This is a genomic window from Cellulosimicrobium funkei, assembly GCF_001019615.1.
GTDB classification, from domain to species: Bacteria; Actinomycetota; Actinomycetes; order Actinomycetales; family Cellulomonadaceae; genus Cellulosimicrobium; species Cellulosimicrobium cellulans_E.
Map to the genome: position 1 here is coordinate 386,536 of NZ_JNBQ01000002.1, position 16,922 is coordinate 403,457.

Below are 16,922 nucleotides of genomic sequence, written 5' to 3' on the forward strand. Positions count from 1 at the left end.
AGAACCCTGGTCTGCCGAGGTAGAGCCCTGGTCGCGCGAGGTAGAGCCGTGGTCACGCGAGGTTGAGCCGTGGTCTCTCGCCCGACGGCGTGTGGTCGCGTTGGGTGGGCGGGGTGGGTGGTGGTGCCGCGTCTACCATCCGCCGCTCGTTCCTCGCGGCTCCCGCCAGGCCCGCCACGACGCGGCACCACCACCCACCCCGCCCTACGTCGTCTCGCCCTGGTCTGCGCTCACCCTGGCGACTGCCCGCGTGGTGGGGTTCGTCTCGCCCCCGCCCTGAGCACCGAGTGCACCCGCGCCGCGGACCCGAACAGGCGGGCCTGAGACCCGATCACGGTTCTACCTCGGCGAACCACGGTTCTGCCTCGGCGGGGCGGGAGTGCGTCAGCGGCGGGCCAGGGCCCAGCGGAAGGCGTTGCGCAGGAGGTAGGTGCCGTCGGGGCGGCGGAAGGGGCGCGCGGCGGCGAGGACGTCGGGGCGGAGCTCGGCGCGCAGCTCGTCGGACTCGCCGAACATGATGGCGGCGACGACCTCGTGCGCGTCGGCGAGCACCATCGGCGCGTCCGCGACGCCCTCGGTGACGACGGTGAAGCCGTGCTCGGCCAGGAGCGCGCCGAGGTGGCCTTCCTCGCGGCTCTCGTCGCTCGGCTCGTGGTCCTCGCCGGCGACGGCCCGCTCGAGGACGGTGAGGTCGTTGAGGTCGTCCTCCGCCCACGTCGCGACGGCCACCAGCTCGCTCACGCGCCGGCACTCGCTCAGGGTCATGGCGACGTCGGTGAACGCGAGGGCGTTGACGAGCGTCACGAGGTCGAACGCGTCGTCGGGCCACGGGAGGCGCTCGGCCTGGGCGACGCGCAGGTCCGCGTCCGGGCCGACCCGGCGGGCGACGTCGATCATCCCGGCCGCGGCGTCGCAGCCTGCCGCGTCCGCACCGCGGGAGAGGGCCATGGCGACGAGCTCGCCGGTGCCGCACCCGACGTCGAGCACGCGGGAGCCGGGCCCGACGCTCGCGGCGTCGAGGATCGCCTGCTGGGCCGGGGCCGCCGCGGGCGCCCACCAGCGCGCCCAGGCGTCGGCCAGTGCCGACCACTCGTCGACGTGGTCCACGGTCCCCCTCCGTGCGGGCTCGTCGGTCGGACGGTCAGGTGGGTCAGACGTAGCGCTCGAGGATGCTCGACTCCGCGAGCCGCGACAGGCCCTCGCGCACCGCACGGGCGCGCTGCTCGCCGACGCCGTCGACGGTCATGAGGTCGTCGATGCTCGCCGCGAGGAGCTTCTGCAGGCCGCCGAAGTGCGCGACGAGGCGGTCGATGATCGTGGCGGGCAGGCGAGGGACCTTCGACAGGAGGCGGTACCCGTGCGGCGCGACGGCGGCGTCGAGCGCGTCGCCGCCGCCCGGCAGGTCGAGCACGCGGCCGATCTGGCCGAGGTCGAGGAGCTGGGTCGAGTCGAGGCCGCCGAGCGCCTTCTGGACCTCGGCGAGCGAGCGGTCCTTGCGACCCAGGTCCACGTAGTCGCGGATGACGAACTCGCGGTCGGAGCCGATCCCGCCGATGAGCTCGTCGAGCTGGAGCGCGAGGAGCCGGCCGTCGGTGCCGAGCTCGATGACGTACCCGGCGATCTCCTCGGAGATGCGGGCGACCATCTCGAGGCGCTGCACGACGGCGCACACGTCCCGGACCGTGACGAGGTCCTCGATCTCGAGCGCGGACAGCGTGCCGGACACCTCGTCGAGCCGGGCGCGGTAGCGCTCGAGCGTCGCGAGCGCCTGGTTGGCGCGCGACAGGATGGTGTCGGAGTCCTCGAGGACGTGGCGCTGGCCGCCGACGTACAGGGCGACGATCCGCATGGACTGGCTCACCGAGATGACCGGGAAACCGCTCTGCTTGGCGACGCGCTCCGCGGTGCGGTGCCGCGTCCCGGACTCGGTCGTCTCGATGGTCGGGTCCGGCAGGAGCTGCACGGCTGCGCGCAGGATGCGGTTCGCGTCGCGGTCCAGGACGACGGCGCCGTCCATCTTCGACAGCTCGCGCAGGCGCGTCGCGGAGAAGCCGACGTCGAGGACGAACCCGCCCGAGCACATCTCCTCGACGACCTTGTCCAGGCCCAGCACGATGAGCGCGCCGGTCCGGCCGCGGAGGATGCGCTCGAGACCGTCACGGAGCTCGGTGCCCGGTGCCACGGCGGCGAGGGTCTCCCGGAGCAGCTCGTCGGGGTGCGCAGGGGAGTTGGCCACGGGGGAATCCTACGCTGCGAGCCCTTTTCCACCCCCGGGAACCCGCGGCAGCGGGCCACAAATCCGGTCACGATCCGGTCTCGACGCGCCGGACGGCGCTCGCCCGCGCCGCCCGGCGGTCACCGGTGGGGGCGGGGAGACTCCGGGGCCCCGTCCGGCGTGGCCGCGAAGGAGCGGTAGGCGGAGGTCACCGCGCGCAGGTACGCGGCGATCACCTGCTGCTGCGCGGGCGAGAAGCCGTCGGCGGCGGAGTCCAGGGAACGTCGGAGCGGGTCGAGCTCGGCACGGACGCGCGACCGGGCGGCGGCGGTGGGCTCGAGGCGGTACCGGCGCCGGTCCGTCTCGTCCCGGACGCGCTCGACGTGCCCGGCGCGCGCGAGCCGGTCCACGACCTCGGTGGCCGACGAGCGCGTGACGGCGAGCCGCGCGCCGAGCTCCCCGGGGCCCAGCGGCTGGTCCGCCAGCGCGACGTGCTCGAGGGCGGCGGCGTCCGTGGCGCTCATCCGCAACCGGTGCGCCAGGGCGGAGGTGGCCTCGCCGATCGCGTCCTGGAGGTCCCGGAGCAGGTGGACCGACAGCGCCGGTCGGGCGTCGGGGTGCTGGCTCATCGGATCAGCCTACAAGCGAGATGCTACGGTAGCCGTACCATCTGCCCTCCCAGGAGCTGCCCCATGCCCTTCCTGCTCGCGCCCCCGGCGCAGCACGCTCCCGACGACGGCGCCGCTCCGCCGGACGGTTCTCCCGCCACGCCGTCGGCACCCCGTCGGTCCCGGGTCCGCCGCGTGCTCGTGACGGTCGCGCTCGTGCTGGTCGGCCTGCTCGTCGTCGCGGTCGGCGCCTTCCTCGTGTGGGCCGACGACACCTTCCCCGCGGAGCCGGCGGGTCTCACCGCCGTGCAGGAGGACCCGCGCGTCCGCCTGGACGACCGCGGCGACGCCGTCGTCCTGCGCCCCGCGGGGGAGAGCGACGGCAGCGGTCTCGTGTTCCTCGCCGGGGCCAAGGTCGAGCCGCAGGCGTACGTGGCGACGTTCCAGGAGGTCGCCGCGCAGGGCACGACGGTCGTCCTCGTCGAACCGTTCCTCCACCTCGCGCTGCTGGAGCGCCGGCCGTTCGAGGCGTTCACGGCGCTCGCCCCCGAGGTCGACGCCTGGGCCGTGGGCGGGCACAGCATGGGCGGCGTCCGGGCGTGCACGTACGCCGAGTCGGACGAGGTGCGCGCCCTCGTCCTGCTCGCGTCGTACTGCTCGCTCGGCGACCTCTCCGGCCGCTCCGACCTGGCCGCCCTCACCGTGACGGGCACGCGGGACGGGCTCGTCGACGAGGAGTCGATCACCTCCTCGATGGCGCTCATGCCGCCCGGCGCCGAGCGCGTGCGCATCGACGGCGCGACGCACGCCCAGTTCGGCGACTACGGGGCGCAGCCGGGCGACGGGACGCCCACGATCTCGGACGACGAGGCGCGGGAGCGCATCACCGAGGCGCTCGTGCCGTTCCTGGGCGCGGTGGGCCGATGAGCGCGGACCAGCGGGTGGCCGACCGGGCGGACGTCGGAGAGCCCGTGCTGCGGCGATGGTGGCGACGGCTGCCCGACCGGCTGGACCGGAGGGTCGTCGTGGCGGCGTGGGTCTCCTTCGCCGTCCAGGTGCTCCTCGTCGCGACCGGCGGGGCCGTCCGGCTGACGTCGTCGGGCCTGGGCTGCCCGACGTGGCCCCTGTGCACGTCCGACTCGCTCGTGAGCACCCCGGAGATGGGCGTCCACGGGCTCATCGAGTTCGGCAACCGCACGCTGGCCGGGGTCGTCGGCGTCGCTGCGGTGGTCGTGCTGCTCCTGGTCGTCCGGGTACGTCACGAGCGCCGGGACCTCGCGCTGCTCGCGGGCACGGTCGTGCTGGGCGTCGTGGCGCAGGCGCTCGTGGGCGGGGTGACCGTGCTCACCGGGCTCAACCCGTTCGTCGTCGGCTTCCACTACGTCGCCTCGGTCGCCCTCGCGTGCGTGTGCGCGGCGTTCCTCGTCCGCCTCCGGGTCGTCCCCGCGGACGACGGGACCGACCGCGCGCCCGCGGCGTTCCGGGTGGCGACCGCCGTCCTCGTGACGACGGCGGTCGTGACCATCCTCCTCGGCGTCCTCACCACGGGCGCGGGGCCGCACTCGGGCGACCAGCAGGCGGGCCGCAACGGGTTCGACGCGACGCTCCTCCAGCACGTGCACGCCTGGCCGAGCTACGCGCTCGTGGCCCTCACGGTCGCGCTCACCGTCGTGGCGTGGGCGCGCCGCCTGCCGGTCCGGGTCTGGCTCCTCGCGCTCCTCGCGCTGGAGGGCGTCCAGGTGCTGCTGGGCCTCTACCAGGCGCGCCACGGGCTGCCCGTCGTGGCGGTCGGTGCCGACATGGTGCTCGCCGTGCTGCTCGCGGCCGCGACGACGGTCGTCGCGCTGTGCGTCGCGGGATACGGCCCGGGTCCACGGCGTGCACGTTCCTGAACGTTCTGACGTCGTCAGGCGGGGAGCACGCGGACCCGCTCGCGAAGTGCGCGCACGACGTCCGACGCGAGGTCGGCGTCCGTGACGACGCCGGCGACGTCGTCGAACCCGACGACGCGGAACGGCGACGCCGCCCCGACCTTCTCCGACGAGCCCAGCACGTACGTCTCGGCCGCGCGCGCGGCGAGCGCCCGCTTCGTCGCGGCCTCGTCCGGGTCGCCCGTGGTGAGGCCGGCGTCGGGGTGGATGCCGGTGACGCCGAGCAGGAACAGGTCGGCCGACACGTGCTGCGCGGCTTCGACCGTCGCCGCCCCGCTGGTCACCGCCGAGTGCTTGAAGAGCCTGCCGCCGAGGACGATCACGTCGGCGACCGGGTGCTCGACGAGCGCCGTCGCGACCGTCGGGCTGTGCGTCACCACCGTGCAGCGCAGGTCCGGCGGGAGCGCCGCCGCGACGGCGAGGGCCGTCGTCCCGCCGTCGAGGATGACGGTGCTCCCGGGGTCGATCAGGCGGACCGCGGCCGCCGCCACCCGCTCCTTGCCCGCGACGGCGACCTGCCGGCGTCCCGCGTAGTCCGCGACGGCCGGCGAGACCGGCAGCGCCCCGCCGTACACGCGCTGGCAGAGCCCCTCGGCGGCCAGCTCGCGAAGGTCCCGGCGGATGCTGTCCTCCGAGAGCCCGAGCTCCGCCGCCGCAGTCTTCGCGACGATCTTGCCGTCACGGCGGAGGGTCGCGAGCAGCAGGTCTCGTCTCTCGGCGGCCAGCATGCTTCTCCTCGTTTGTTCCTGATACTGCACGTTCATGCCTATTCTAGAGGCATGAACCGACCCCTGCTCGTCCTCATCGCCGGCCCCTACCGATCCGGGACCGACGGCGACCACGCCGCCATGGAGGCCAACCTGCGCCGTCTCGAGGAGGCGGCCTGGCCCGTCTTCGCCGCGGGGCACGTCCCCATGATCGGCGAGTGGGTCGCGCTCCCGGTCCTGCGCTCGGCGGGTGCCACGGTGGACGACGACCTGGCTGCCGACGTGCTCTACCCGACCGCGCGGCGTCTCCTGGAGCACTGCGACGCGGTGCTGCGCCTGCCCGGCGAGTCGGCGGGGGCCGACCAGGACGTCGCGATCGCCACGGCCCGCGGCCTCCCCGTCTACCACGACGTCTCCGAGCTGCCCCGTCGCGTCGAGACCTCTCCGGCGAGCGCGCGGTGAGCGGGGTCCCCGGCGTCGACGTCCCCGACCACCGCGGCCGCACGGGTCTCGACCGGGCCGGTCGCGCGCTGCGACGCAACCCGGACGTCGTCGTCCGCGACGTCGAGCTCACGTCGCAGGGGTGGCACGTGCTGCGCCGCACGACCTTCGACCTCCGGCGCCGCGACGGGCGCTGGCAGACGCTCGAGCGCGAGACGTACGACCGTGGGGACGGCGCGACGATCCTGCTCCACGACGCGACGCGGTCGACCGTCCTGCTCACGCGGCAGTTCCGGTTCCCGGCGTACGTCAACGACCACGAGGACGGCATGCTCCTGGAGACGGCCGCCGGCCTGCTGGACGACGACGACCCCGAGACCGCGATCCGGCGCGAGGTCGCCGAGGAGCTCGGCGTGACCGTCGGGCCGGTCGCGCGCGTCTTCACCGCCTACATGAGCCCGGGCTCCGTCACCGAGAAGGTGCACTTCTTCGCGGCGCCGTACACCCCGCGCGACCGCACAGGGACAGGCGGAGGAGTGGCGGCCGAGGGGGAGGACATCGAGGTCGTCGAGCTCCCGCTCGACGACGCGCTGGCCATGATCGGCGACGGCCGCATCGTCGACGGCAAGACCATCATGCTGCTGCAGTGGTGGGCTCTCGGCCGTTGACGAGCCCGCTCGGTGAGGGCGTGCAGTCGGGGCTACGGCGCGGGCGCCACGTCGAGGAGGCCGCGGAGCGCGTCGGCGCGGTGGGTCAGTCGGAGGAGCTGCTCCTCCACCCGGCGCGCGGTGCTCGCCGGTGCGGCTCCCACGCCGGACGCCATCTCGGCGCCCGTCACGGCGAGCAGGACGAGTCGCATCACGTCGGGGTCGAACCCGTCGGCGGTGAGGCGCTCCTGCCAGTCTTCGGCGTTCGCGCGGATCACGTCGGCCACCGCGGGGACGACGCTCAGCTGCGCCTCGACCCCCCAGTAGCCGGTGGTCGGCTCGTCGGTGCCGAGCGCCGCGAACGACGCGCGGAGGTAGGCGCGCATGATGCGGCCGGGGGCCAGGTCCGCCGGCTCGGTGTGCGCCTCGACCTCGCGGGCGAAGCGCTCGTAAGCGTCGCGTGCGAGCGCGACGAACAGGTCGTCCTTGGTGGGGAAGTGGTGGAGCAGCCCGCTCTTGGACACCCCGGCCGTGCGGGCGATCGTGTCGACGCTGACCCCCAGGCCGTGCGTCGCCAGGGCCGTGGCCGCGGCGTCGAGCAGGAGCCGCCGCGTGCGCACGGGGTCGCGCCGGGCGCGCTGTCCACCACCGGTCATGGCCCCATCCTCCCATCGTGCTCGGTTCGACATTAGGCACTGGGGAACACAACCGTCCCATTGGTCGTTACTACAGTCCATATGGTCGGTACGTCGCCCACCCTTCGGCGACGGCGCCGACGACGAACCGCGCCGGACCGAGGAGTGTCATGACCACGATCACGTACCGCCCCTACGCCCCGCGCGACGCGCACGACGTCAAGGCGATCATCGACGAGGCGTTCGCGATCCATCGCTACGTGCCGGCCCCGCAACTGCTCGACGGCGCGCTCGAGGTCTACCTGCGCGAGCGCCTCCTCGCGAGCACCTACGCGCGCGTCGCCGTCCTCGACGGACGCGTCGTCGGCGTCCTCATGGGCGGGGTCTCGGGCCGGGCGCCCCTGCCCGGGGTGCTGGGCAACCGGCTGCGCACCGCGGGCCACGTGCTCCGGCTGGTCGTCCTCGGCCTGCCCGAGTGGAGGTCGCTGCGGCAGTACCTCGCTTTCGACGGCGTCTACCGGTCCCTGCGCCGGCGCACCACCGCGCCGCTCACCGAAGAGCTGACCCTCTTCGCCGTCGGCGCGGCCGCGCGCGGGCTCGGTGCCGGCAAGGCGCTCTACCGCGAGTTCCTCGCGCACCTCCGGCAGCACGGCAGGACGGACTTCCACCTCTACACCGACTCGCTGTGCTCGTACGGGTTCTACGAGAAGCACGGCATGACCCGCGCCGCGGGGCAGGAGATGACGGTGTACCTGGACCGCGAGCCGGCGACGCTCGGCGTCTACCTCTACGCCGGAAGTGTCGACCGGGCCGCGGCGGCCACCTCGGGCGGCTGACCGCCGCGCAACGGGCCGGGCGAAACGGTCGGGTCGGGGGCGCGGCGGAGCGGTCAGGTCCGCGCGAGCTCGACGGCCTCGCCGAGGTGGCGCGCGGGGAGGATCGTCATGCCCTCCATCGGGCGCGGGAACGACCCGCGCGGCACGACGGCGCGCGTGAAGCCGAGGCGCGCGGCCTCGGCGAGGCGGCGGTCCAGGCCCGTCACGGGCCGGATGTCGCCCGCGAGGCCGACCTCGCCGAAAGCGACCGTGCCCTGGGGCAGCGCCTCGTCCTCGCGCGCGGAGAGGACCGCGAGCGCGATCGAGAGGTCGGCGGCCGGCTCGGTGACCTTGGCGCCGCCGACGGTCGACGCGTAGACGTCCTGGTCGACGAGCCGCACGCCCGCGTGCCGGTGCATGACCGCGAGGATCATCGCGAGGCGGCTCGAGTCCACGCCGCTCGTGGTGCGGCGCGGGTTGGTCAGCGAGCTCGGCACGACGAGCGACTGGATCTCGAGGGCGAGCGGGCGCCTGCCCTCGAGCGTGACCGTGACGCACGTGCCGGGGGACCCGGCGCCGGTGTGCGAGAGGAACAGCCCGCTCGGGTCGGCGAGGCCGACGATGCCGTTCTCCGTGAGGTCGAAGCAGCCGACCTCGTCCGTCGGGCCGTAGCGGTTCTTCACGGCGCGCACGAGCCGCAGGCGCGAGTGGCGGTCTCCCTCGAACTGGCACACCACGTCGACCAGGTGCTCGAGCGTGCGCGGCCCGGCGACCGAGCCGTCCTTGGTGACGTGCCCCACGAGGATGACGGGCAGGTCGCGCGCCTTCGCCGCCGCGATGAGCGACGCCGCGACCTCGCGCACCTGACTCACGCCGCCGGGCGCACCCTCGACCTGGGCGGACGCGATGGTCTGCACGGAGTCCACGACGAGCAGGTCCGGTTCCGTCGCCTCGATGTGGCCGAGCACGGTCGCGAGGTCCGTCTCGGACGCCAGGAGCAGGCCGGGCGCGAGGGCGCCGACGCGCTCGGCCCGCAGCCTCACCTGCCCCGCCGACTCCTCGCCCGTGATGTAGAGGACGCGCCGCGGCGTCGGGGCCGGGCGGCCGGTCGTGGCCGCGCGGTCGCCGACCGGGCGCACCGTCGGCAGGTCCGTCCCGCCGGACGCGACATTGCTCGCGACCGCGAGGAGCAGGGTCGACTTGCCGACCCCCGGCTCCCCGGCGAGCAGGACCACGGCGCCCGGCACGATGCCGCCTCCGAGCACGCGGTCGAACTCCGAGACGCCCGTCGGGGTCGCACGAGCCGCGTCGACGCTGATCTCCCCGATGGGGCGCGCGGGCGAGCGCGTCGGCGTGACCGCGGTCGTGCGCGGGCCCGAGGCCGCGGGGGCGTCCTCGGTCACCGTGCCCCACTCCTGGCACTCGCCGCAGCGCCCCACCCACTTGGCCGTGGTCCAGCCGCACTCGGAGCAGCGGTAGGCGGGGCGGGTTCGCTTGGCTGCCGCGGAGCGCGCAGCGGTGGTGGACGACGTCACGCGCCCAACCTAGCCACGACCGCCGACACGGGCACGACGCCGCGACGAGAACGCCTCTGCGCGGGATGCTGGGCGCATGCGCAGGCTCCCGCACGACAGCCCGTGGTGGACGCTCATCCTGACGGTCGCGTCCACGACGGCGTGCCTCACGGTCTACTACGGCGTCCCGTTGCCGACCGACGAGGCCCCGGAGGTCGTCCAGCTCGTGGCGTTCGTCGTCGGGCTGGCGCTGCTGTGCGCGCTCCTCGTGGTCCAGGTGCGCCGCCAGCTCCGCGCCTGGGGGACGCCGAGCGTCCGGGTCCAGTCGGTCATGGGCCTGCTCCTCCCGGTCGTCACGTTCTTCGCCCTCGCCTACTACCTCATGGCCGACCAGTTCGTCGGCATCGAGAACCGCACCGACGCGCTGTACTTCGCCGTGGTGACGCTCGGGACCGTCGGGTACGGCGACGTCCACCCGGTCGGCGAGGGGGCGAAGATCGTGGCGATGGTCCAGATCGTGCTCGACCTGGTCGTGGTCGGCGTGCTCGTGTCCATCGCGACGTCGCGCGCCCGCGCGCGTGCGGAGCGGCACCGCGAGCACGGGCCGCAGACCGAAAACCGGGTCGGCTGACTTTCTTCGACTGAACACCGGTCGCGACGCGGCCATGGCCGGCTCGCGCGCGCCATCCTGCGGATCCCGGCTCTCGAGGGGCAACAGGAGGTTCCACCCGCCACGCCCCTCGCGGGAGTGTCGACCGAAAACCATTGCGAAGTGGTTTCCGCGTGTGGCATGGTCGGCGCCGGACGACCGGCTCGACGACGAGAGGTGCACGCCCGTGACGACGCGAGCGCGACGACGGCCCGCACGCCGCACCGCCGAGGTGCGCGGCGCCGTCGGCCCGCCCGTCACGACCGCCACCCCGCGCCCGACGGTGCCGCGACGACGGCGGTGACGCGTCCGACCCCCGCTCGCGGGGGCGTCACCGTCGGCCGGACGCGCACCCGGCCGTCCTGCCCGCCGGCACGGGCTCCACGACCGTGCGCCCCGGGGGCCGAGGGAACTCCCGGGGCGCACGACCTCCACGCAGGACCCGCAGGCCGCGCCGCGGCCCGACCGTCAGGAGACCAGGCCATGACCGACAGACCGACCGCCCGACCGTCGCACGGCAGGGATCGTCCGAGGCGAGCGCTCGCGAGCGTGCTCACCGCCGGGCTCGCGCTCACGGGGCTCGCGGCGACCGCGACCCCGGCCGCCGCCGCGGACCCGTACACCTTCACGAGCACCCAGAACCCGATCCTCGGCGACGGGAGCTACTACTCGGCCGACCCCGCACCGCTCGTCGTCCCGGCAGGCGCACCCGGCAACGCCACGGACGAGGACGCGCTGTACGTCTACACGGGCCACGACGAGGCCGGCCCGACGCGCAACGACTTCGTCATGAACGAGTGGGGCGCGTTCGTGACGAGCGACGTGGACGCGGGGGAGTGGACGCACCACCCGTCGCTCATGCGGCCCGAGGACGTGTTCGACTGGGCGACGCCGGGCCGCGCGTACGCGGGGCAGGTCGTCGCGGGCGTCGACGGGCGCTACTACTGGTACGTCCCCGTGCACGAGGCGAACAGCCCCGCGAGCGACGCGTTCGGCATCGGCGTCGCCGTGTCCGACTCCCCGACCGGCCCGTGGGCCGATCACGTCGGCGCGCCGATCATCTCCCAGCGGGTCCCCACCCCGAACACGATCCACAACATCGACCCGACGGTCCTCGTGGACGGCGAGGGCGACGACGCCCGCGTCTACGTGTGGTGGGGCAGCTTCTCGAACCTGCGCATGCTCGAGCTCGCGCAGGACATGAAGACCCCGGTCGGCCAGGTCCGCACGGTCACCGGGCTCACCGGCTTCTTCGAGGCGGCGTGGGCGTTCGAGCGGGACGGGACCTATTACCTGGCGTACGCGGGCAACAACGCGGGACCGACGTCCGCGTGCACCCCCGCCAACTACCACGCGTGCATCGCGTACGGCACGGCGTCGTCGCCCGAGGGGCCGTGGACCTACCGGGGCACGGTCCTCGCACCGGTGTCGTCGACGACGAGCCACCCCGGCATCCTCGAGTTCGACGGCGAGTGGTGGATCGCGTACCACACGGCCGACGCCGAGGGCGGCAACCACTTCCGGCGCTCGGTCGCGATCGACCGCGTCGAGTGGGACGACACGCAGTCGCCGCCGCGCATGAAGCAGGTCGTCACGACGCCCGCCCCGGTCAGGGACATGACCCCGCGCGCGAACGTCGCGCAGGAGGCGACGGTCACGGTGTCGAACGAGCCCGTCCCCACGCAGTACTGGAAGAAGGCTCTCAACGACGAGATCGTGCGGCCCAACCCGCTGCCCCCGGACATGTGGGGCACCTGGACGGGGCACAACCCGCCCCAGCAGTGGGTCCAGTACACGTGGGACCGGCCGATGCGGCTCGCCGGCTCGCAGATCGAGTTCTGGAACGACCAGCCGCAGGGCACGGGCGTCGGCGTCGCCGCCCCCGCGTCGTGGCGCATCCAGTACTGGGACGCCTCCGACGGCGGCGCGTGGGTCGACGTGCCGAACCCCAGCGGCTACGGCACCGGCACGAGCGGCTTCCAGGACACGACGTTCGACCCGGTCACGACGACGCAGGTGCGCGCCGTCCTGGACGCCTCGACGAACGGCAGCACGTACTCGGCCGTGGCCGTCGAGGAGTGGAAGGTCCTCGCCGAGCAGCCCGCCGCCGTCGACCCGCCCGGCGTGACGGTCGAGGTGGGCGAGACCGCCCTGCCGGGGACGGTCCCGGTGACGTTCGCGGGCGGCGAGACGCTGCACGTCCCCGCCTTCTGGGACGAGGTCACCGCCGCCGACGTCGCCGCCCCCGGCACCTTCTCCGTCGAGGGGTCCGTGCTCGGTTACGCGGGCGGTCGCGTGAGCACGGAGGTCACCGTGATCCCGGCCGAGGCGGCGGAGGGCGACGAGACCGCGCCGACCGTGACGCTGACGCCGCTCGGCAGCGCGGGCAGCGACGGCTGGTTCCGCTCCGACGTCCGGGTCCGGGTCGACGGCGCCGACGACTCGGGCGGGCGCGTGGTCCTCACCACGCGTGTGGGCGACGGCGCCCCGGCCAGCACGGAGCCGACGCGGACCACGGAGGTCGCCGTGACGGGCGACGGCGAGCACCGCGTCCTCGCGACGGCCGCAGACCGTGCGGGGAACGTCTCGGACGAGGCGGCCCTCGACGTCCGGATCGACCGCGTCGCGCCGGTCAGCACGGGGACCCTCGACCCGGCCGCGCGCACGGTGACGGTCGCCGCGACCGACGCGACCTCCGGGGTCGCGCGCGTCGAGTACGCGATCGGCACCGGGTCGTGGCGGACGTACGACGGGCCGGTGGCCGCGCCGGACACGAGCCAGCACCGCGTGTCCTTCCGCGCGGTCGACGCGGCGGGCAACGCCGAGACGCCGAAGGTCGTCACGATCCCGGCGGACATCTCGGGCCCGCTCACGGGCAACGTCGCACCGATCGCCACGGTGAGCGCCTCGTACACCGCGGGGTGGAACAGCGTCGGCGCGCTCCACGACGACGCCGACCCGGCGAACCCGAGCCAGGCCCAGATCTGGGGCACCTGGTCGGGTACCCGGCCCGCGACCCAGTGGGTGCGGTACGACTGGTCGCGACCGATCCGACTCACGGGCGCCGAGCTGAAGTTCTGGCGTGACTCGAACCCCGGCAGCGGCGACGGCGTCGTCCGTCCGGACTCCTGGGTCCTCGAGTACTGGGACGAGGCGGCGCAGGCGTGGGTCCCGGTGGCAAACCCCTCCGGGTACGGCACGAGCACGACCGCCTTCAACACCGTGACGTTCGACCCCGTCACCACGTCGCGCCTGCGAGCGACCTTCTCGGCGAACGGGAACGGGACGACCTACTCCGCGGTGGCGGTCACCGAGTGGCGGGCGTTCGCGGACGACCCGGGCACGGGCGGTCCGGAACCCGAGCTGCCCGTGACGGTCACCGCGCAGGCGCGCTGCCTCGCCGGGAAGGCCTACGTCGCCGTGGTCGCCACCCACGGTCACGACGCCCCGGTCGACCTGGTCCTCGAGACGCCGTACGGCTCGCGGTCGTTCCCGGCGGTCGCCCCGGGGAAGAGCGCCTACCAGTCGTTCGCGGTCCGCGCGGCGGCGGTCGAGGCGGGCACCGTCGTGGTGCGTGCCACGAGCACCGTCGACGGCGTCGAGGTCACGACGGAGACCGAGGCGGAGCACGCCGCGCTGGGCTGCGGGTGAGGACCCCGACGCCCCTCGGGCGATGACGGGCGGGTGAACCGCCGACGCGTGCCCGACACCCCGCACGAGCGCGGGGGGTCGGGCACGCGCGCGTCCTACGCTTGGCCGCAGAGCCCGGGCCTGCGAGGACCGGGCCCGCGAGGACCGAGAGCAGCGGAGGTACGCGCGATGAGCCAGCCGCCCGGCGGGAGCCCGACGGGACGCGCCGCCACCCCGGCACGTCCCGCGACCGCCGCGGGGTCGTCGCCGCGCCGGCCCACCGACGCCGTGGGCGCGAGCGACCGACGTCACTCCCGGCCCGCGTCGGCGGCCGTCTACCGGCGGCGCCGGCTCGTGGTGCTCGTCGGGCTGCTGCTCGTCGTCGGCCTCGTGCTCGCGTTCCTGGCCTGGGGGTGGCCAGGCTTCGCGCGCGCGGACGCCGCGGCCGACCCCGAGCCGACGGTCACGGTCACCGCCGACCCGCCGACCCCGACCCTCGAGCCCGCGGCCCGGACCGGGACGACCGCGTTCGCGACGGCGCTCCCGGACACCGTGCTCGACCTCGTGCTGCGGAGCGACTCGGCGACGGACGCGTGGACCGCGGCCCGTGCCCTCGAGGCGTACCAGCTCGTGTACGCGGACGGCGACGGGGCCGACGCGACGACGGTCACGATGGTCGCCGGGCAGTGGCCCACCGTCGCCGAGGCCGAGACCGCCGCGCAGGACCTCGTCACCGCGGCGGGCGAGCCGACGGACACCGGTGACGTCGAGGTCGCCGGAGAGGTCGCGGGCACGTACTCGGTGACGCCCGGGGCGGACGGGCAGGCGACCGTCACGTGGCGCAACGGCACCGCCGTCCTGCAGGCCACCGGGCCCGTCGACGTCGTCACCGACGTGTACGAGGCGTTCCCGCTCTGACCGTTCTCGGCACCTGCTCGGACCCCGCCCTCGACCGGCGCGCGTCGTCCCCGGAGCGCGCGTCGGCGTCCCTGGGACGCCGCGGCGGTCCCGAGCGTCCGCCGGGTGCGCAAGAATGCCTTCACCGACCACCGGGAGCTGATCGTCCATGACCGACCTGCCGACCCCGCCCGCGCCCGTCCCCGAGCGCCGGCTCGCCGTGCTCGGCACGGGCGTCATGGGCGAGACCGTCCTCGCGGGCGCGCTCGCCGCGGGCTGGGACCCCGCCGACGTCGTCGCGACGGTCCGCCGGGCCGAGCGCGGCGAGGAGCTCGCGGCCCGCCACGGGGTCGCGACGACGCAGGACAACGTCGAGGCCGTGCGCGGCGCGGGCGTCGTGGTCGTCGCGGTGAAGCCCAAGGACGTCGCGGCGCTGCTCGCGGAGGTCCGCGACGCGGTGGGCGCGGGGACGGTCGTGGTGAGCGTCGTCGTCGGGCTCCCGACGTCCTTCTACGAGGACCGCCTCCCGGCCGGGACCGCCGTCGTGCGGGTCATGCCCAACACGCCGTCCGTCGTGGGTGCCGGGGTGAGCGCCGTGAGCGGCGGCGCCGCCGCGGACGACGGCGACGTCGCGCTCGTCGAGCGTCTGCTGTCCGCGACGGGGCTCGTCGTGCGCGTCGCGGAGAAGGACCAGGACGCGGTCGGGGCGCTCTCGGGCTCCGGCCCGGCGTACGTCTTCTACGTGATCGACGCGCTCGCCGAGGCGGGCGTCCTGCTGGGTCTCACGCGCGCGACGGCGCTCGAGCTCGCCACCGCCACCGTGCACGGCGCGGCGACGATGCTGCGCGAGACCGGGGAGCACCCGGCGATCGCGCGCGAGAAGGTCTCGTCGCCCGGCGGCACGACGGTCGCCGCCCTGCGGCGGCTCGACGCGGGCGGCGTGCGCGCCGCGTTCCTCGACGCTCTCGAGGCCGCGCGCGACCGCTCGGCCGAGCTCGCCGCGGCGCTCGCGGACGCACCCACGCCGCGCCCGGAGGCCGGGAGGGACGAGCGGTGAGCGACGGCCCGTCCCCCCGTACGCGCCCGCCCGCGATGTCGGACGTCGCGCGCCTCGCCGGGGTGTCGCACCAGACGGTCTCGCGCGTGCTCAACGACCATCCGAGCGTGCGGCCCGAGACGCGCGACCGGGTCCTCGACGCGATCGCGACGCTCGGCTACCGGCGCAACAGCGCGGCGCGCGCGCTCGTCACGATGCGCTCGGGGACGATCGGCGTCGTCACGACGGGCTCCGCGCTCTACGGGCCGACGTCGACCCTCATCGCGGTCGAGGAGGCGGCTCGCGAGCAGGGGTACTTCGTGAGCGTCGCGACGATCCGGCGCTACGACGCCGACACGATGCACCGGGTGCTCGAGCACTTCATGGACCAGGGCGTCGAGGGCATCGTCGTCATCGCGCCGCAGACCGACGTCGCGGCGGCGGTCGACTCGTTCCGGGCGCCGGTGCCGGTCATCATGATCGCGGCGCGCGACCACCCGGGTGAGGGCGAGCCTGCGGAGGTCGTCCGCCCGGGCGCCGGGGCGCTCGGCGCGCCGGGCGCCATCCTCTCGATCGCCGTCGACCAGCGGCTCGGTGCGCGGCTCGCGACCGAGCACCTGCTCGGCCTCGGGCACGCCACGGTGCTGCACCTGTCCGGTCCGCTCGACTGGTTCGACGCGCGCGAGCGCGAGACGGGCTGGCGGGCCGCGCTCGAGGAGCACGGGGCGCCCGTGCCGGAGCCCGTGCGCGGCGACTGGTCGTCGGACCGCGGCTACGCCGTCGGGAAGGAGCTCGCGGACGCGGTGCGTGCGGGCGACGGGCCGACCGCCGTCTTCGCCGGCAACGACCAGCTCGCGCTCGGCCTGCTGCGGGCGTTCTGGGAGCGGGGGGTGCGCGTGCCGTTCGACGTCTCGGTCGTCGGGTTCGACGACGTGGCCGGCGCGGGGCACTTCATCCCCCCGCTGACGACCGTGCGCCAGCCCTTCGGCTCGCTCGGGCGCCGGTGCATGGGCATGATGATCGACGCCCTGTCCGGGGCGACCGTCCGACCCGTCTCCATCCCGCCCGAGCTCATGGTCCGCGAGAGCACGGCGGGGCCGCGCGACTGACGCCGCGCTCGGCTCACGAGGGCCTGTGCCGGGGGAGTTGGCCCCGCCGGTTGTGAGCGCTAACATTCGAGAAGGTACTCAACGACCG

At 74.9% G+C, this 16,922-nt stretch carries 16 protein-coding genes; 10 read left to right on the forward strand and 6 right to left on the reverse strand.

The features are described from left to right. Positions 1-384: 384 nt before the first annotated feature. The 3 genes from FB00_RS04135 to FB00_RS04145 all read right to left on the reverse strand — a co-directional run bounded on the left by FB00_RS04135 (position 385) and on the right by FB00_RS04145 (position 2,844). Entirely contained in the window at positions 385-1,107 is a 723-nt protein-coding gene (locus FB00_RS04135) for a class I SAM-dependent methyltransferase (protein ID WP_047231528.1), read from the reverse strand. A 43-nt stretch (positions 1,108-1,150) separates the two neighbouring features. Further along, the gene (disA, locus tag FB00_RS04140) at positions 1,151-2,236 is read right to left on the reverse strand and encodes a DNA integrity scanning diadenylate cyclase DisA (protein ID WP_047231529.1); all 1,086 of its coding nucleotides are present in this window, start codon (positions 2,234-2,236) and stop codon (positions 1,151-1,153) included. Between the two features lie 119 nt (positions 2,237-2,355). Then, positions 2,356-2,844, reverse strand: coding sequence for a MarR family winged helix-turn-helix transcriptional regulator (locus FB00_RS04145; protein WP_047231530.1), 489 nt, complete (start codon positions 2,842-2,844; stop codon positions 2,356-2,358). A 63-nt stretch (positions 2,845-2,907) separates the two neighbouring features. Here FB00_RS04145 and FB00_RS04150 point away from each other — a divergent pair, with 63 nt between their 5' ends. Both FB00_RS04150 and FB00_RS04155 read left to right on the forward strand, forming a co-directional pair. Continuing rightward, entirely contained in the window at positions 2,908-3,750 is an 843-nt protein-coding gene (locus FB00_RS04150) for an alpha/beta hydrolase (protein WP_052877418.1), read from the forward strand. Next, on the forward strand, positions 3,747-4,715 hold the full coding sequence (locus tag FB00_RS04155; protein ID WP_082140954.1) for a COX15/CtaA family protein: 969 nt from the start codon (positions 3,747-3,749) through the stop codon (positions 4,713-4,715). Before FB00_RS04150 ends, FB00_RS04155 begins: the two co-directional genes overlap by 4 nt. A 14-nt stretch (positions 4,716-4,729) precedes the next feature. Here the strand turns inward: FB00_RS04155 and FB00_RS04160 are convergent, their stop codons facing one another. Further along, entirely contained in the window at positions 4,730-5,482 is a 753-nt protein-coding gene (locus FB00_RS04160; protein WP_047231531.1) for a DeoR/GlpR family DNA-binding transcription regulator, read from the reverse strand. Positions 5,483-5,533: 51 nt separating this feature from the next. Here FB00_RS04160 and FB00_RS04165 point away from each other — a divergent pair, with 51 nt between their 5' ends. Together FB00_RS04165 and FB00_RS04170 are read left to right on the forward strand one after the other, a co-directional pair. Beyond that, positions 5,534-5,923, forward strand: coding sequence for an NUDIX hydrolase (locus FB00_RS04165; protein WP_047231532.1), 390 nt, complete (start codon positions 5,534-5,536; stop codon positions 5,921-5,923). Continuing rightward, positions 5,920-6,570 (forward strand): NUDIX domain-containing protein, encoded by a 651-nt coding sequence (locus FB00_RS04170; protein ID WP_047231533.1) that lies wholly within the window; start codon positions 5,920-5,922, stop codon positions 6,568-6,570. The genes FB00_RS04165 and FB00_RS04170 overlap by 4 nt, the downstream gene beginning before the upstream one ends. Positions 6,571-6,602: 32 nt before the next feature. On the opposite strand, the gene FB00_RS04175 is transcribed toward FB00_RS04170, so the two are convergent. After that, complete coding sequence (locus FB00_RS04175; RefSeq protein WP_047231534.1) at positions 6,603-7,205, reverse strand: TetR/AcrR family transcriptional regulator; 603 nt, start codon at positions 7,203-7,205, stop codon at positions 6,603-6,605. 149 nt (positions 7,206-7,354) lie between these two features. On the opposite strand from FB00_RS04175, the gene FB00_RS04180 reads away from it, so the two are divergent. Next, positions 7,355-8,020 carry a GNAT family N-acetyltransferase gene (locus tag FB00_RS04180; RefSeq protein WP_047231535.1) on the forward strand — a complete coding sequence of 222 codons (666 nt, stop codon included), beginning with the start codon at positions 7,355-7,357 and terminating at the stop codon, positions 8,018-8,020. Positions 8,021-8,073: 53 nt separating this feature from the next. Here FB00_RS04180 and FB00_RS04185 read toward each other — a convergent pair whose 3' ends face one another. Further along, positions 8,074-9,534, reverse strand: coding sequence for a DNA repair protein RadA (locus FB00_RS04185; protein ID WP_047231536.1), 1,461 nt, complete (start codon positions 9,532-9,534; stop codon positions 8,074-8,076). Positions 9,535-9,610: 76 nt separating this feature from the next. Between FB00_RS04185 and FB00_RS04190 the strand changes: the two genes are divergently transcribed. The 5 genes from FB00_RS04190 to FB00_RS04210 all read left to right on the forward strand — a co-directional run bounded on the left by FB00_RS04190 (position 9,611) and on the right by FB00_RS04210 (position 16,834). Continuing rightward, positions 9,611-10,144, forward strand: coding sequence for a potassium channel family protein (locus tag FB00_RS04190; RefSeq protein WP_052877419.1), 534 nt, complete (start codon positions 9,611-9,613; stop codon positions 10,142-10,144). A 501-nt stretch (positions 10,145-10,645) separates the two neighbouring features. Continuing rightward, on the forward strand, positions 10,646-13,813 hold the full coding sequence (locus FB00_RS04195) for a family 43 glycosylhydrolase (RefSeq protein WP_082140956.1): 3,168 nt from the start codon (positions 10,646-10,648) through the stop codon (positions 13,811-13,813). A gap of 168 nt (positions 13,814-13,981) precedes the next feature. Next, a complete protein-coding gene (locus FB00_RS04200; RefSeq protein WP_047231538.1) occupies positions 13,982-14,710 on the forward strand; it encodes a hypothetical protein in 729 nt (242 codons plus the stop codon). 148 nt (positions 14,711-14,858) lie between these two features. Continuing rightward, entirely contained in the window at positions 14,859-15,746 is an 888-nt protein-coding gene (gene proC / locus FB00_RS04205) for a pyrroline-5-carboxylate reductase (RefSeq protein WP_047231539.1), read from the forward strand. A gap of 35 nt (positions 15,747-15,781) precedes the next feature. After that, on the forward strand, positions 15,782-16,834 hold the full coding sequence (locus FB00_RS04210; protein WP_047231687.1) for a LacI family DNA-binding transcriptional regulator: 1,053 nt from the start codon (positions 15,782-15,784) through the stop codon (positions 16,832-16,834). The last annotated feature ends 88 nt before the right edge of the window (positions 16,835-16,922 follow it).

Excerpts from the sequence above, each read along its gene's own strand:
- FB00_RS04145 (WP_047231530.1), bottom strand. The coding sequence starts at position 2,844 with ATGAGCCAGCACCCCGACGCCCGACCGGCGCTGTCGGTCCACCTGCTC.
- FB00_RS04150 (WP_052877418.1), top strand. The coding sequence starts at position 2,908 with ATGCCCTTCCTGCTCGCGCCCCCGGCGCAGCACGCTCCCGACGACGGC.
- FB00_RS04155 (WP_082140954.1), top strand. The coding sequence starts at position 3,747 with ATGAGCGCGGACCAGCGGGTGGCCGACCGGGCGGACGTCGGAGAGCCC.
- FB00_RS04160 (WP_047231531.1), bottom strand. The coding sequence starts at position 5,482 with ATGCTGGCCGCCGAGAGACGAGACCTGCTGCTCGCGACCCTCCGCCGT.
- FB00_RS04165 (WP_047231532.1), top strand. The coding sequence starts at position 5,534 with ATGAACCGACCCCTGCTCGTCCTCATCGCCGGCCCCTACCGATCCGGG.
- FB00_RS04175 (WP_047231534.1), bottom strand. The coding sequence starts at position 7,205 with ATGACCGGTGGTGGACAGCGCGCCCGGCGCGACCCCGTGCGCACGCGG.
- FB00_RS04180 (WP_047231535.1), top strand. The coding sequence starts at position 7,355 with ATGACCACGATCACGTACCGCCCCTACGCCCCGCGCGACGCGCACGAC.
- FB00_RS04190 (WP_052877419.1), top strand. The coding sequence starts at position 9,611 with ATGCGCAGGCTCCCGCACGACAGCCCGTGGTGGACGCTCATCCTGACG.
- FB00_RS04195 (WP_082140956.1), top strand. The coding sequence starts at position 10,646 with ATGACCGACAGACCGACCGCCCGACCGTCGCACGGCAGGGATCGTCCG.
- FB00_RS04200 (WP_047231538.1), top strand. The coding sequence starts at position 13,982 with ATGAGCCAGCCGCCCGGCGGGAGCCCGACGGGACGCGCCGCCACCCCG.
- proC (WP_047231539.1), top strand. The coding sequence starts at position 14,859 with ATGACCGACCTGCCGACCCCGCCCGCGCCCGTCCCCGAGCGCCGGCTC.
- FB00_RS04210 (WP_047231687.1), top strand. The coding sequence starts at position 15,782 with ATGTCGGACGTCGCGCGCCTCGCCGGGGTGTCGCACCAGACGGTCTCG.